The following is a 15,505-nucleotide window of genomic DNA, read 5'->3' on the forward strand; positions in this document are numbered from 1 at the left end:
TTATTCTCCCCTTATATTCCTTTTATTATGTTTATTGAAAATATTAGCATTTTTTAAATTAAAGCTAATATTAATCTTCTCATTTGGTTTAAAATCTTTTATTTTATAAGTTTTAGTTGTAAATTTTATTCCTTTATAATCTAAATAAAGAATTGTTTCACTTCCTAAATACTCTATCTTCTCAATTACTGCTCTTATAGATGAATTGCTTTCTTCATTAATTTGTATATCTTCAGACCTAAATCCAATTATGTATTCATCTTCATTTAGTCTATTAGATTCATCTAAAGCACCTATATCTATAAGGTCATTTAATATTAATCTTTCATCTTTTATTTTCATCTCAAACAAATTCATTTGAGGTTTACCAAGAAATGTCGCTACAAATATACTACTTGGACTTGTATATAATTCTTTTGGTGTTCCTACTTGTTCTACTTTTCCATCATTTAATACAACTATTCTATCTGCCATAGTTAATGCTTCTGTTTGATCATGAGTAACATAAATTGTTGTTGCATTTATCTTTTTATGTAATGACACTATTTCATTAGAAGTTTCATTTCTTAACTTAGCATCTAAATTTGAAAGTGGCTCATCCATTAAAAATAGCTTTGGTTCCCTGACAATTGCACGAGCTAAAGCTATTCTTTGCCTTTGCCCACCCGATAATTTTTTAGGTTTTACATTTAAGTATTCTTCTAAGTGCAAAATCTTAGCTGCCCACATTACTTTTTTATCTATTTCTTCTTTATTTACTTTTCTAATTTTCATACCAAAAGCTATATTCTCATAAGCTGTTAAATGAGGTAATAATGCATAATTTTGAAATACCATAGATATATCTCTATCCTTTGGCTCTATATCATTTATAATTTTATTATCTATTGATATACTACCTTCAGTTATTTCTTCAAATCCACAAATCATTTCTAAAAGAGTAGATTTCCCACTTCCGCTAGAACCTACAATTACAATAAATTCACCCTTATCTATAGATAGATTGAAGTTTTCTATAACATTTTTATTGCTACCTTTATACCTTTTAACTAAATCCTTAAAAACTACATAATTAATTCTTCTCATCTCCAGTTTATAAATAAAATATATTGCTTTTTAATATTGAAAGCAGTTTAAATTATACAAATATATATTATGTATGAGAAATAGGATTCTTCTATACAGTATAAATAACTTTAATAACAGATTTATAAATAAATTTTATATAGAAATATTATTGAATAATACTTACTACATTATTGAATTAAATATATTTATACTAGCTTGAATTATTAGTTTCATAAAATTAGTAGGTTAGCCATAAATAATACTAATACTTAATTAAATTTATTTATAAAAGAATTTAATTTAAAATAAAGAGAGAAGTAGTTATTAACCACTCCTCTCTTCTGATATATCACTAACTTATTTCATTTTAAAAATACATAAATATTATAAAATACAGTTAATACACTTATTTCCCTTTTTAAAATATTTCTTTGAGTACTTCTGGATAGTCTGTAAATAATCCATCTGCATTATATTCTTTTAATTTCTTCATATCCTCTATTTCATTAACAGTATATATATTTACCAAAATATTATTCTTATGAGCTTCTTCTATTAATTCTTTTGATACTAAATTTTTATCTGGATGAATTGCATTTGCTCTAATCCTTTTTGCATATTCAACTATATTTTCTATAGGTTCATCATACAGCATTCCCGTAGCTATATCTTTATCTATTTCTTTGCATATTTGAATTGTTTCATGGTTAAAACTTGATAATATCACCCTATTTTTTAAAGAATATCTATTAATTAAATCAATAACATCTTTTTCTATTCCTTTATAATGAATATTATCTGTTTTTATCTCTATATTAAGTATTAAATCAGTTTTCCTAATTAAGTCTAATACTTCCTCTAAGGTAGGTATCTTACACTTTTCATTCTCTCTAAATAGCTCTTTTCTACATTTTAAATTTTTAAGTTTTTCTAAAGTAAAGTCTTTAACTAATCCTTTTCCATAAAAAGTACGTTCTATATCCTCATCATGAATTACAACTAATCTATTATCCTTAGTCTTATGTACATCTAGCTCAATACCAGCTGCTTTAATATTTATTGCTTTCTCAAATGCAAGTAATGTATTTTCTGGAAAATTACCACTTGCTCCTCTATGTGCAAAATTAATCATTATAAATACCTCCAACTATTTTTAAATACTATATCCATTATAACTCTAAAAATATCCCCACTTAAACTTATTATCTTAAGCAATAATACTTGTAATAGAAACACTTATATTAAATTATATTTCATGGAATGGAATCTTTTAATATGTTAGTAGCAACTTAATGCTAACACAGCAAGATAATAATATAGGTTATTCTACAAATAAAAAAGCAGAAATATTAAATATTTCTGCTTTTATTTGCTTTATATAGTTATAAATTATTCATTTAATAATCTACGTATTATTTCTGTTGCGTCCATGTACTTAGCAATAGATTTACCATAGTTTAATCTATTGATTATTCTTGCTAAGAATTCTGACATATCAACACCGTAGAACCATTTTGAGTTTTTTAATTCATTTGGTATATATGTTAAATTAGTTGAGTAAACTTTTGATATTACTCCATCTTCATAGAATTTATTAAATTTCTCTAATCCTTCTGTAAAGAAAGCAAAAGTAGTTGCAACATATACATTTCTAACATTTCTTGCTTTTAATTCTAAAGCAATATCTAGAACTGATTCTCCTGATGCTATCATATCATCAACTATTAAAACATCTTTTCCTGCAACATCTCTTCCCATATATTCATGTTCAACTATAGGATTCTTACCATTAACTATTAATGAGTGGTCTCTTCTCTTATAGAATAATCCAACATCTACACCTAATACGCTTGAGTAGTAAATAGCTCTATCCATAGCTCCTGTATCTGGACTTATCACAAGTAATTTATCCTTATTTAATTCTAATGAAGATTGATCACTTGTAAGTGATTTTACTATATCATATGTTGGATATATGTTTTCAAATGATAATAAAGGAACGGCATTTTGAACATTAGGATCATGAACGTCAAAAGTAATAATTTCATCAACACCTAATCTTTCAAGTTCTTGAAGTGCTAATGCGCAATCTAGTGATTCTCTACCCTTACGTCTATGTTGTCTTGATTCATATAGAAGTGGCATAATTACAGTAATTCTTGAAGCTTTTCCCTTGATAGCTGAGATAGTTCTCTTTATATCTTGGAAATGTTCATCAGGTCCTTTATGATTTGTGAACCCAAACATTTTATATTTACAGCTATAATTTCCAATATCACATAAAATGTAAATATCTTTTCCTCTAACAGTTTCAGAAATTTTAACCTTTCCTTCTCCATTTGAAAATCTTATTTCATTAGTTGGTATTAAAAAAGTTTCTGTGCAATTTCTTTTTTCTTGAATATATTTATCTACAGCATTACCTAGTTCCTTGCAACTTTCTAATGCTATTATTCCAAGATCATGATTTAATTCACTCATCTGTTTATCTCTCCTTCTAATAATTTTTGAGAATAAAATATACTTGTCTCAAAAAACTTCTTTAGTTATTAGTATATATCAATATTTTACATATATAAATAGATTTTTCATAATAAAATTTAATATAATTACATTTATTTTATTTGCATTTCTTTTTTAAGTGTTATAAAACGACAAAATAAACCTATAATTTAATACTATTAATATGAAAAAGTATATATTAAATCATATAAAGTATATCATTAAATCTAGTATTTGTAACCTAATTTAAATTAAAGTCATATTTTATATATAAATTTTATGTAGAAAAACAGTATTTTATATGTTCCTCTTTGTACATTTCTATTACCATTAAAGATATTGTTATCTATAAAGGTGCTTCATACAAATCCCATTGGCACTGATAACTTATGACAGTACCTCAAATTGCTTATTTAATTCAAATTAACACTCGGCTTAAATCTTACTGTGTTAAAATAATTTAAAATAAAAAATCCTACATTAAATAATAATGTAGGATTTTTTATATAGTTTATTATAGTTATCTACTCAAAATAACAAACAACTGGTGTATTAGGTTCTATATTATTAAATACTTTTTCTGCAAGAGCACGTGGTGCATTTACACATCCATGAGAACCACTATTTTTATATATTTCTCCACCAAATTTATTTCTCCAACTTGCATCATGAAGACCGATTCCACCATTAAATGGCATCCAGAAATCAACCTTTGAACTATAATTTTCTCCTTTTAGTGTTGCATTCTTTTCCTTATACTTTAACCTATAAGTACCTACAGGTGTTCCCCATTTTTTGCTTTCATTACCTGTAACTACATCACCATCGGCTACAAGAACTCCATCTTTATAATACCATAGATGTTGTTTTGTCATGTCAAGTTCTACATAAGTATTTCCAATATCATCTGAACCATAAGCTGCTGCTGTTTGAGAATATTTAGGATCTCTCTTTACAGTTTCTCCACTCTTTATATCTTCCATTAATGCTTGTGTTTCATTTGGAATACTAATTGCCCATCCGTAATCTCCACCTGGAACTTTTACTACAGTTCCTAATGTAGTCTTAAAATCTCTTGTTTTTCCGTATGTGTTATAAGTTTTAGCTAAATTAGTTACATAATTGCTAACTTTATTTTCATTAATAATAGCATTTAGATCTCCATTAACTTCAAGCCATTTATTTATTGTAGAGCCATCTAAGTTAACTTTGTTATCTCCTATTGTATAAGTCACATTAGTTTTTACGTATTTATCAAGCTTGTCCTTAGTTTGTGCTACTTCTGGTGATTTTGTAGTATATTTTGGATTTTCATAACAATTAGCTTCTTCTAAATTTAATGTATGTTTACCATTAGCTATAGCTTTTACTATTTCATTATATAAAGTTTCTTTATTAACTTTAGTTCCATATACTTCATCTACAACTTTATATTGACCATCTTCATACTTAAAACTAACATTCTTAGGTTCAACTATATTTTTCTTCTTGAAATAAGGTAGCTCATTAACATATTTATCTAATTTTTGTTTATCATATGAAGCCATTTCAGTAACCTCTGAATTCTTAGCTTTAAAAATATGAATAATCCAAGCAAATGGATTTTGGCTATCTTTTAACTCTTGAATCTTATCTGTTGAATTATACTGTAATCCTATATCAGATGCTGTAATTTCTGCATCTAAGTTATCTCTACCTTGTAACTCTAACTTATATGCTCCAATTTGTGATGATATTTTTTTATTTGCCTCTTCCACAGTTTCACCAGATACACTTATACCGTTAATTTCAGATCCAAAATAAAAGTGGTTAGTAAAATAAAATGACATACCTAAATACATTACTAGTAAAATGCAAACTGCAATTATAATACCTGTAATTATTTTTTTGCGATTATTTTTTTCTTTTTCCATAATGATTACTCTCCCCTGCACTTGTTACACACAACATAAAATTTTATTTTAATACTTCTACTTTTTAACTTATGACTTAGAAACACGCTTGTTACTTTTAAAAATTTATTCCTATATTAAGTCCTAACCCCTTATATAATTATAAATTTCACTTTAAATATATCTCATTACTTAGGTAATACATTCTATAAATATGTACTAATATCTATAATTAGGATTACTTTCTTTAAAAGAATAAAATATTATAGTTAAAACTTATCAACCACAACTATATTTTTATTATTTTTGTATTACTTAATTAAGTAATACTTTTCACATACAGAATAAAATTCTAAAAATAAAAAAACCACTATATCACTATGGTGGATTTTAATAGTTGATGTTATTTATAATACATCTTTTAAAATAGTTCCATCAAGATTTATCTGAGTATAGTATGTGTATTAAAATTCGATTTCTAGAAAACCTATATTTAGGTAACTAAAATTCTAGCTTTATATGTTTAATCTCTAGTTAAAATAAATTTAAAAATTTAATAGCTTGAGTTCACAACTAATAATACCAGTATACTTATACTTCGGCAATATAGAATTTATAAATTTAAGTTATAATTTTATATTATTCTTTAAACATATTAACATGTTTTATAAAAATCATTTTCATTACTATTTTAACTTAATTTTTGTGTTCTTTTGTGAATATTTTGAAACATTTTCCTTATCTTTTCTCGTGTTTTTTCAACCTATTTTATGCATACTAATATTATTAATTACTGGAGGTGAAAATATGACAAAAGACAGTCAGCCTGATAACAAAAAAGATAGAATGAAAAAATGTAATTATCAAACACCAATAACTAGTGAAGAAGGTAAAAATCACAATAGAACTCAAAAGAAACACTCAGTTAAGCGCGAAGGCTTTCAAAGTCAACATATTAACTAATAAAAAAGATTCTACCTTTATAAAGGTAGAATCTTTTTTATTAAAGTTCATTACTTTCAACAATTTGTATTTCTAATCCATCTGGATCTTTTATAAAGAAGAACTTAGTATCTTTAGAAACCTTAATAGGTCCTCTCACTATATCTATATTCTTATTTTTCATAGCTTCCATAGATTCATCTAATGAATCTACTCTAAAGGCTAAAGTTATTCCTTTAAATATTTTTTCTTCATCATTTTTTTTATTTTCTATAAGCTCTAAATTAAAATTATCATTATCCTTCAAAAACATTATAGTCATTTCTTCATTAGGACTTAAGGTTCTTACTTCTTTTAACCCTATTATATCTTTATAAAATTTTGATGATTTCTCTATATCTGATACTGTTAATGTACTCCAGCAAAAATTCACTGCCATCACTCCTTCTAATATATACAATAATATTCATTTTTTAAATTATATCATATCAATTTTGTATTATTAGTCTTTTATAATAAAAAAATATAACTAAAAGTACTTATAATTAAATAAAAACTTGAATCTATTTTATCACTAATGGTGTCTTTTAGCGCACAAAAAGTACTTATAATTAAATAAGAACCCTAATAAAATATTAGGGCTCTTACATATTTTAAATTTTACTTTTGTAATCTTACAGTGTCTTTAGCAATCATAAGTTCTTCATTAGTTGGAACTACATAGACTTTTACCTTTGAATCATCTGATGAAATTTCAGCTAATTTCCCTCTTACTTTATTTTTCTCAGTATCTACTTTAATTCCTAAGAACTCTAGTCCACTTAAGCAAGCTTCTCTAGTTTCTGGACCATTTTCTCCAACTCCTGCTGTAAAGATAATTGCATCTACTCCACCCATTTGTGCTGCATATGCTCCAATTTGTCCTTTAATTTTGTAATGGAATATATCTAAAGCTAATTGAGCTCTTTTATTACCCTCTGAAGCTGCTTTTTCTATATCTCTAAAATCTGAGCTAACTCCTGATATTCCAAGAACTCCTGATTTCTTATTTAATAAATTAGCTACTTCTTCTGCTGTATAATTACATTCACTAATTAGATATGTTGGAATAGATGGATCTATACTTCCTGATCTTGTTCCCATAGCAATACCTTCAAGTGGTGTAAAGCCCATAGTAGTATCAACTGATTTACCACCCTTTACAGCAGCTAAGCTTGCCCCGTTTCCTAGGTGACAGCTTATTATTTTTAAGTCTCTAATATCTTTACCCATCACTTCTGCAAGCTTATTTGATACATACTTATGAGAAGTTCCATGGAATCCATACTTTCTTATTTTATAATTTTCATATAATGCATATTCTATTGGATAAATATATGCAACTTCTGGCATTGTTTGATGGAAAGCTGTATCAAACACTACAACCATAGGAGTATCACCCATAATTTCTTGGCATGCTCTTATTCCAATAATATTTGGTGGATTATGTAAAGGAGCTAGCTTTGCGCATTCCTCTAAATATTTAATTACTTCTTCATCTACAACAACAGAGTTTGCGTATTTTTCTCCGCCATGAACTACTCTATGTCCTACAGCTGATATTTCATCCATAGATGAAATCACACCATTCTCTTCATCAACTAATGCTTTAAGTACTAAATTTATAGCATCTTTATGATTTTTAATCTCTTCATTTATCTTATATTTACCTTTATCTGATTTTTGTGTTAAAACAGAACCTTCAAGTCCAATTCTTTCAACTAATCCTTGTGCGATACACTCTTCATTTGTCATATCAATTAATTGATATTTTAAAGATGAACTACCACAATTTATAACAAGTACCTTCATTTAAATACACCATCCTATTCTTTCATTGTCATCTATTGTTTTTTAAATAATTACAACAACGTTTACAATACCCTTAATGAACATTCTCTTTATAAATAATTAATTGGGCCTAAATATCTTGGTAAATTGTTCTATACCTTTCAAAATATAACCAGCATCTATATTTTTATATTAAATAACAACTCCAAACTCCCAATCCCCTATATTTACCTCTTTAAATTATTATCCTTCGCTCACTCAAAGTATTAATAATCATCGTAAATGTAAGCATTTACTTACACTCTCATTGTAAACATTTTATATTAATATATCAACATTTGCAAATAAAATAATAAAAATAATTAGATAAATATTTTTATTGAGTATTTATTAAAATTTAGTTAAAAATAAGTGGTTTTTTATCATAATTTGTTAACAATTATTCATTTGTATACGATTGTGTTTACTCGCAGTTCACATTTGGAAGTTTCTAGTTATTTGAAAACTATTTAATCAACTATTTATTACCAAGTATTTTTTTACCTTAAAATAAATGCAATGAATTATTAAAACATTGATTACAAATACTAACTAAAACAATTACTAAACTGTATCTAAGTGTATATAATATGTTTCTAATCATTGAACATTCTATTATTAATAAAATGTTCAATGAATTATTTGTTGATAATTATTATTATTTAATATATAATTTAAATATAGAATTTATTGAGAATTGGAGATGTTAAATATGAGTAATAAAGAAAAAACTATAAAGCCAGAATTTTTTGATCAAATAGTTGAAGAGGAAAAGAAAGTAGATGTAACAGATCCTTGCGATCCATCACATCCTGATTATCCTTGGGTACCTTGTGGAATAGACAAGAAGGATAAAAATAACAAATAGTATAAATTCATAAAAGCTCCCATAAAATATTTTTCATATATTTTATGGGAGCTTTATTATATCCTATATAATTCTAATTAACGGTAATAATCAAATTATTTTAATACTTTAAACTTCTTTTTACTTCCAACAAGTAATTTACTCTTATGATTAATAAATATATTATTTGTACTAATAAGAAACTTCCCATTACAATAAAAGCAGCTATGCTTATATTTATATTAAAAGCACTCTTTAATGCCTCTAGTGCAAATATTGAATGAATAACATCTATTACATATGGCAATAAAAAAGTAGCTTAAAATAAGCTACTTTTTACTATATTATTTATATTACTATACAAGCTTTTCTAAAACAGATTCACCTATAGTTCCTTCAGGCATTTTAAGTCCAAAATTATCAGCTATAGTTGCTCCAATTGCAGCAAAGCTTTTTGCTGTTTCTAATTGTCCATCGCCTTTCATTGAAGGTGAGTATGCTAAGAATGGTACATGTTCTCTTGTATGATCTGTTCCTTTGTAAGTTGGATCATTACCATGGTCAGCAGTTATTATTAATAAATCATCTTCTTTTAAGTTATCTAGTACTTTGCCTAAATTAACATCAAATTTTTCTAATTCTTCTGCATAACCTTGTGGGTTTCTTCTATGTCCCCAAAGAGCATCAAAATCAACTAAGTTTACAAAACATAATCCATTAAAGTCTTTATCCATTATTTCTAATGTTTGTTCCATTCCATGAACTGAACTCTTTGATTTATGTCCTTCTGTGATTCCCTCACCATCAAATATATCTTTAATTTTACCTACAGAAATAACATCAAAGTTATTATCTTTTAATTCATTAAGAACAGTTTTGCCATATGGCTTTAATGCGTAGTCATGTCTATTACTAGTACGCTTGAATTCACCTTTTTTATTTCCTAAATATGGTCTTGCAATGATTCTTCCAACTTTCCACTCATCTTTAAGTGTTAATTCTCTTGCAATTTCACAACATCTATATAATTCATCTAATCCAAATGTTTCTTCATGACCACATATTTGTAGAACTGAATCTGCTGATGTATAAACTATCATATCACCAGTTTTCATTTGATGTTCGCCAAGTTCATCTAGTATTTCTGTTCCACTAGCACTTTTGTTTCCAACAATTTTATGACCTGTTCTTTTGCTTAATTCATCTAATAATTCCTTTGGGAATCCTGTATCAGTAAATGTTTGGAAAGGTTTTGTAATATGAAGGCCCATCATTTCCCAGTGACCTGTCATTGTATCTTTTCCAACACTTGCTTCTTGCATTTTCATTTGATATCCTAATGGTTTTGAAACTTCATCTACATGTTTTACTTTGTGTAGATTTGAAATACCCATTTTTTGTAGATTAGGAATATTAAAGCTTTCTACTGATTCTGCTATATGTCCAAGTGTATCAACACCTACATCTCCATACCTTTCTGAATCAGGCATTGCTCCAACTCCTAATGAATCTATTACTATTGTAAAAACTCTTTTATATTTACTCATAACTACAACTCCTTGCGCCTTTTAATGTTATTTTATAACAGTCCTTTTTCTTTGTCTAATTTTATTAGATTTTTAATTCCTTCAACAGCTACTTTTATAGCTCCTTCAGTATCATGTGCTTGCTTATTTTCAAGTCCAGCTTTTTCTCTCTCTTGATTAGCTACAGCTAGGAACACTGCTCCGACTCTTACCTTTAAGTAGCTTCCAACTATAAATAATGCTGCACCCTCCATTTCAGATGCAAGACATCCACATTTAACCCAAGCATCCCACTTATTCATTAAATCATATCCTATTGGCTTAGTTTCTGGTGAATGTTGTCCATAGAAAGAATCCTTTGATTGAACAACTCCAGCATGATAAGTTTCATTTAAATCTTTTGACGCTTTTACTAAAGAGTTTACTACATCTAAATTTGCAACTGCTGGGAATTCTATTGGAACATATTCTCTAGTAGTTCCTTCTGCTCTTATAGCACCTGTTGCTACTACTATATCTCCACCTTTTACATCAAGATCCATACCACCGCATGTACCTACTCTTATAAATGTATCTGCTCCACATTTAACTAATTCTTCTAATGCAATAGCAGCTGATGGTCCACCGATACCAGTTGAAGTAACACTTACTTTAACTCCATCTAAATAACCAGTGTATGTAACATATTCTCTCTTATCTGCAACAAGTTCTGCATTATCAAAATATTTAGCTATTTTAGCACATCTCTTAGGATCTCCTGGCATAATTACGTATCTTCCAACTTCACCTTTTGCTACATCTATGTGATATTCTTTTCCTGAACCTTGTGAATAAATCATTTAAATTCCTCCTATTGTTAGGACAAGTACAACTTGTCTATTTTGCTGTATGTTTTTATATATAGATAATACCATGATAATTCATTATTCGTCAATCGTTTACATGATTTTTCATATTTTTTATTTGCTATTTTTATAAAATATTTTATAATCTATATTAAACGAACAAATTTACAAGCATAAACTTGTATGAAGCTTGTCTATTTATAGAAGGGTGATTAAAATGGATAACATTAATATAATTGATACAGCAAAAGAATTACGATATGTTACAGTATATAATAAGCTTTTTAAAATGATAAATGAAGGAACTTTTCCTAAGAATAGTAGGCTCCCATCAGAACCAGATCTTGCAAAAACATTAGGCGTAAGTAGAAGTACTCTTCGTCAAGCACTATCACTACTTCAAGATGATGGTCTAATTAAAAATATCCGTGGAAAAGGAAATTATATTACAAAAGAAAACCCACCTAAAAAGAGTGGCTTAGAGAAAATAGGACACGTTGTTTATAAATGCTTAGATCACAAAATAGATGCTATTGAATTCGATTTTAAGATACAACCACCTTCAGATTATTTCACTAAAATATTAGGTAAAAAATCTGTGGCAACAGTTGGTATAGATAGATGGTATATGTGTAATGGAGATACTGTCGCTTATACATTTACTATAATTCCAATAGAAGCTATCTCTACTTTTAATCTTGATTTAAATGATAGAGAAGAACTTCTTAAGTTTATTGAAGATAAAGTTTATACTGAATGTACTGATGCATTAGTTGATATAAAATTCTCAACAGCTGGAAGCTTTGTCACTAAAGGCCATCCAATTTCTTGTGAGAAACAATTTTATTTAGTGGAGGAAGGTCTATATAAAAATAGTACATACCCTATTGCTTTTAATAAGCATTATCTACCTATGCAGTATGCTAATATTAAATTTCATCCTACTAGATAAATTTAATAACTAATTTAAGAAAAATAAAAAATCATAGTTTTAATTCTATGATTTTTTTATTTCTTAACCTTTATCAGTTTTGCTTCAATTCATTTCTTATTACTTCTCCAAGGAATTTATCTGCTCTAGTCAAATAACATAAAATTATATCTAGAATTCTATCATCGACCCCTGTTAATCCTTCAACTAAATTTTTTATTAAATTTTCTCTTTCCCTTTTAGAAAGAGATCTATAAAACCTTCCAGCTTGAATAAAATCATCTTCTTCTCTTGTGCTTATAGGTTTTCTTACCTCATATCCCTCAATATATTCACTACATTCTGGGTATTTATTAGGTGTTACTTTTGGTTCATTATCATTTAATATGTTAGGACTATATGCTATCCCCTTATGCATTTCATATTGCATGTTTCCGTCTCTTTCATTATTAACTGCTTTCTTTATAGGTCTATTTATTGGTAATTGCTGAAAATTGGTTCCTATCCTATATCTTTGTGCGTCATGATATGCAAATAGTCTTCCCTGTAATAACTTATCATTGGATATTTCTATTCCTGGTACTAAGTTTGCTGGACTAAAAGCTAATTGTTCTATTTCTTCATAAAAATTACTAGGTGCATCAGTTAATGTTAGTCTTCCAACCATATTCAATTTAAAATCTTCTTCTGGCCAAATCTTTGTTGGATCTAAAGGATTAAAAGGTAATGATTTAGCAATTGATGGCTTCATTATTTGAACATATAAATCATACTCAACTTTCTTCCCGCAATTTAATGAATCATATAACTCTTTAGTTGCAACATCTGGATTTTCTCCAGCTAGTCTTGTTGCCTCCTCTGCTGTAATTGTTTCATCCCCAGCTAATGGTTTTAAATGATACTTAACATAATACTTTTCACCTGATTTATTTACCCATTGATATGTGTTTATACCATATCCAGGCATCTTTATATAACTTTTACGAGTACCTCTATCACTAAAAAGATGTAATATAACTTGAGTTGATTCTGGAGCACTCGCTATAAAATCCCAAAACATATTTTTATCATCTAAATTTGTCATCGGTGATTTTTTAAATGCATGAGCTAAGTCAGGAAATCTAATTGCATCTTTAATAAAAAATACAGGAAAATCCAATCCTACTATATCATAATTTCCTTCTGTAGTATAAAACTTCACGGCAAATCCTCTACCATCTCTAATGGTTTCTGGAGAACCAACCTCAGCTCCGACTAATGAAAATCTTACTAATACAGGTGTACTACTTTTAGTATTAGTGAATACTTCAGCTCTAGTATACTTTTTCATACTATTATAAGTTTTAAAATATCCCTTTGCACCTGAACCTTTTGCATGTACAACTCTTGGAGGTATCCTCTCTCTTGTAATATGAGCTATTTTATCTATAAATTGTTGATCCTTTAATAATATTGGTCCATCTTCCCCCACCGTTAATACATCTGTGTCGTTGTAAATTGGCTCACCTTCATTAGTTGTCATATATTTACTCTTATCTTTTTCATATTTACACATTTATAACTCCTAATAAATATTATTCATTCTATTATATAATTGCCATCAAAAAATATTACTGTTTGTATACTCTTTGCTTTTTATACTAATATTATAATTCTTATGACAGTTATACTAAAAACTATATTTCATTATATTTATATGATAAAAAACAGTGTATAGGCTGATTAAAATATACCCATACACTGCACTTCTTATATTATGCTACCTTTTTCTTTCTAAAACATAATGAATAAAGTAATACTACTGCAAAACAAATAACTGGTATAAAAAATGCTGAACGAACCGCAGCTTCTGCACCTTGGTATGATGTAACTAAACTTGATAATTTTCCACTATCAATAAATCCTCCCATAATAGGTGTTATTACTGCTCCTCCTAATATTGCCATTATAAGACCTGCAGCACCAACCTTTACTTCTGTTCCTAATCCTTCAAGAGCTATACCATAAATTGTTGGGAACATTAATGACATACAAGCTGATATTGCAACTAAACACCAAACTGATATATTTGTCGGTAAGAATATTGTTCCTAAGCTACATAGAATTCCTCCAACTGCAAAGACAGCCATCATTACAGCAGGTTCTATATATTTCATAAGTGCTGTACATATCCAACGACATACTATAAATGCAACTATTGCTATAAGATAATATTTAGCTGATGTTGCTTCATCTAATCCTAATGTAACCATTACATATTTTATCGTCCAAGTCCATACAGCTATTTGAACTCCAACATAGAAAAATTGAGCAACTACTCCAAAGGCATAACGTGGAATCTTTATAAGCTTCTTTATTGACTCAACTATATTAAGATCTCCAGAATCATCCTTTTCAGATCCTTTATTTTTCTTAAAGAAACACCAAATTATTATAGCTATAACAACTAGACCTACATATGGTACACACACCCATAATAATTCAGTATTACGTATATCACTTAAAGCTTCCGCACTCATACCTAAACGTTCTTCGTAAGTTGCTGGATTTAAATTTCCTAGTATTAAATATTTAGCTAATATAATACCTGTTAATGAACCAATAGGGTTAAATGCTTGAGCAAAGTTAAGACGACGAACGCTTGTCTCTTCATCTCCTAATGAAATTACATACGGATTACAAGTAGTTTCTAATATAGAAAGCCCACCTGCTAAAACGAAAACTGATACTAAAAATAAATTGAAATTTTGTAACATTGCAGCCGGTATATATCCCATGGCTCCGATTATATACAATCCAAGACCTACTAAGACACCATTTCTATATGAATATTTCTTAATAAGCATTGCTGCTGGTAATGCAAGCACTGCATATGAACCATAAAAAGCAACCTGAACCAGTGAAGAATCAGCTGCTTCAAGCATAAATATTCTTCCAAATGCTGGTACAAGATTATCAGTCATATTATTTAAAAGACCCCAAAGTACAAAACATGATATAAGCATTATAAAATGTACTCTATATTTCTTTGGCACAATACTAGTTTTCTCGGTACTCTTTATTTTCCCATCCATTAAGAACTC

At 27.9% G+C, this 15,505-nt stretch carries 13 protein-coding genes; 3 read left to right on the forward strand and 10 right to left on the reverse strand.

What is annotated here, in order from left to right; all coding sequences use genetic code 11:
- The 4 genes from ACQPUW_RS09495 to ACQPUW_RS09510 all read right to left on the reverse strand — a co-directional run bounded on the left by ACQPUW_RS09495 (position 1) and on the right by ACQPUW_RS09510 (position 5,483).
- A complete protein-coding gene (locus tag ACQPUW_RS09495; protein WP_430837201.1) occupies positions 1 to 1,086 on the reverse strand; it encodes an ABC transporter ATP-binding protein in 1,086 nt (361 codons plus the stop codon).
- Positions 1,087 to 1,486: 400 nt separating this feature from the next.
- On the reverse strand, positions 1,487 to 2,200 hold the full coding sequence (locus tag ACQPUW_RS09500; protein WP_430837202.1) for a glycerophosphodiester phosphodiesterase: 714 nt from the start codon (positions 2,198 to 2,200) through the stop codon (positions 1,487 to 1,489).
- Positions 2,201 to 2,457: 257 nt separating this feature from the next.
- A complete protein-coding gene (locus tag ACQPUW_RS09505; protein WP_430837203.1) occupies positions 2,458 to 3,549 on the reverse strand; it encodes a ribose-phosphate pyrophosphokinase in 1,092 nt (363 codons plus the stop codon).
- Positions 3,550 to 4,094: 545 nt separating this feature from the next.
- Positions 4,095 to 5,483 carry a peptidoglycan binding domain-containing protein gene (locus ACQPUW_RS09510; RefSeq protein WP_430837204.1) on the reverse strand — a complete coding sequence of 463 codons (1,389 nt, stop codon included), beginning with the start codon at positions 5,481 to 5,483 and terminating at the stop codon, positions 4,095 to 4,097.
- Between the two features lie 786 nt (positions 5,484 to 6,269).
- Between ACQPUW_RS09510 and ACQPUW_RS09515 the strand changes: the two genes are divergently transcribed.
- Positions 6,270 to 6,425, forward strand: a complete 156-nt coding sequence (locus tag ACQPUW_RS09515; RefSeq protein ID WP_204594935.1) for a hypothetical protein — start codon at positions 6,270 to 6,272, stop codon at positions 6,423 to 6,425.
- A gap of 40 nt (positions 6,426 to 6,465) precedes the next feature.
- On the opposite strand, the gene ACQPUW_RS09520 is transcribed toward ACQPUW_RS09515, so the two are convergent.
- Both ACQPUW_RS09520 and ACQPUW_RS09525 read right to left on the reverse strand, forming a co-directional pair.
- Positions 6,466 to 6,837 (reverse strand): VOC family protein, encoded by a 372-nt coding sequence (locus ACQPUW_RS09520; protein WP_430837205.1) that lies wholly within the window; start codon positions 6,835 to 6,837, stop codon positions 6,466 to 6,468.
- A 227-nt stretch (positions 6,838 to 7,064) separates the two neighbouring features.
- Complete coding sequence (locus tag ACQPUW_RS09525; RefSeq protein WP_430837206.1) at positions 7,065 to 8,255, reverse strand: acetate kinase; 1,191 nt, start codon at positions 8,253 to 8,255, stop codon at positions 7,065 to 7,067.
- 730 nt (positions 8,256 to 8,985) lie between these two features.
- On the opposite strand from ACQPUW_RS09525, the gene ACQPUW_RS09530 reads away from it, so the two are divergent.
- The gene (locus ACQPUW_RS09530; RefSeq protein ID WP_430837207.1) at positions 8,986 to 9,141 is read left to right on the forward strand and encodes a hypothetical protein; all 156 of its coding nucleotides are present in this window, start codon (positions 8,986 to 8,988) and stop codon (positions 9,139 to 9,141) included.
- 335 nt (positions 9,142 to 9,476) lie between these two features.
- Here the strand turns inward: ACQPUW_RS09530 and ACQPUW_RS09535 are convergent, their stop codons facing one another.
- Both ACQPUW_RS09535 and udp read right to left on the reverse strand, forming a co-directional pair.
- A complete protein-coding gene (locus ACQPUW_RS09535) occupies positions 9,477 to 10,667 on the reverse strand; it encodes a phosphopentomutase (RefSeq protein ID WP_430837208.1) in 1,191 nt (396 codons plus the stop codon).
- Positions 10,668 to 10,699: 32 nt separating this feature from the next.
- The gene (gene udp / locus ACQPUW_RS09540) at positions 10,700 to 11,485 is read right to left on the reverse strand and encodes a uridine phosphorylase (protein ID WP_430837209.1); all 786 of its coding nucleotides are present in this window, start codon (positions 11,483 to 11,485) and stop codon (positions 10,700 to 10,702) included.
- A gap of 223 nt (positions 11,486 to 11,708) precedes the next feature.
- On the opposite strand from udp, the gene ACQPUW_RS09545 reads away from it, so the two are divergent.
- Positions 11,709 to 12,443 (forward strand): GntR family transcriptional regulator, encoded by a 735-nt coding sequence (locus ACQPUW_RS09545; protein WP_430837210.1) that lies wholly within the window; start codon positions 11,709 to 11,711, stop codon positions 12,441 to 12,443.
- A 73-nt stretch (positions 12,444 to 12,516) separates the two neighbouring features.
- On the opposite strand, the gene ACQPUW_RS09550 is transcribed toward ACQPUW_RS09545, so the two are convergent.
- Together ACQPUW_RS09550 and fucP are read right to left on the reverse strand one after the other, a co-directional pair.
- Positions 12,517 to 13,977: a catalase gene (locus ACQPUW_RS09550; RefSeq protein WP_430837211.1), complete on the reverse strand. Its 1,461-nt coding sequence runs from the start codon at positions 13,975 to 13,977 to the stop codon at positions 12,517 to 12,519.
- Between the two features lie 199 nt (positions 13,978 to 14,176).
- Positions 14,177 to 15,496, reverse strand: coding sequence for an L-fucose:H+ symporter permease (fucP, locus tag ACQPUW_RS09555; RefSeq protein ID WP_430837212.1), 1,320 nt, complete (start codon positions 15,494 to 15,496; stop codon positions 14,177 to 14,179).
- Between the last annotated feature and the right edge of the window lie 9 nt (positions 15,497 to 15,505).

Origin of the sequence: Clostridium sardiniense (assembly GCF_050584765.1) — a bacterium.
Taxonomy (GTDB): Bacteria; Bacillota; Clostridia; order Clostridiales; family Clostridiaceae; genus Clostridium; species Clostridium sardiniense_A.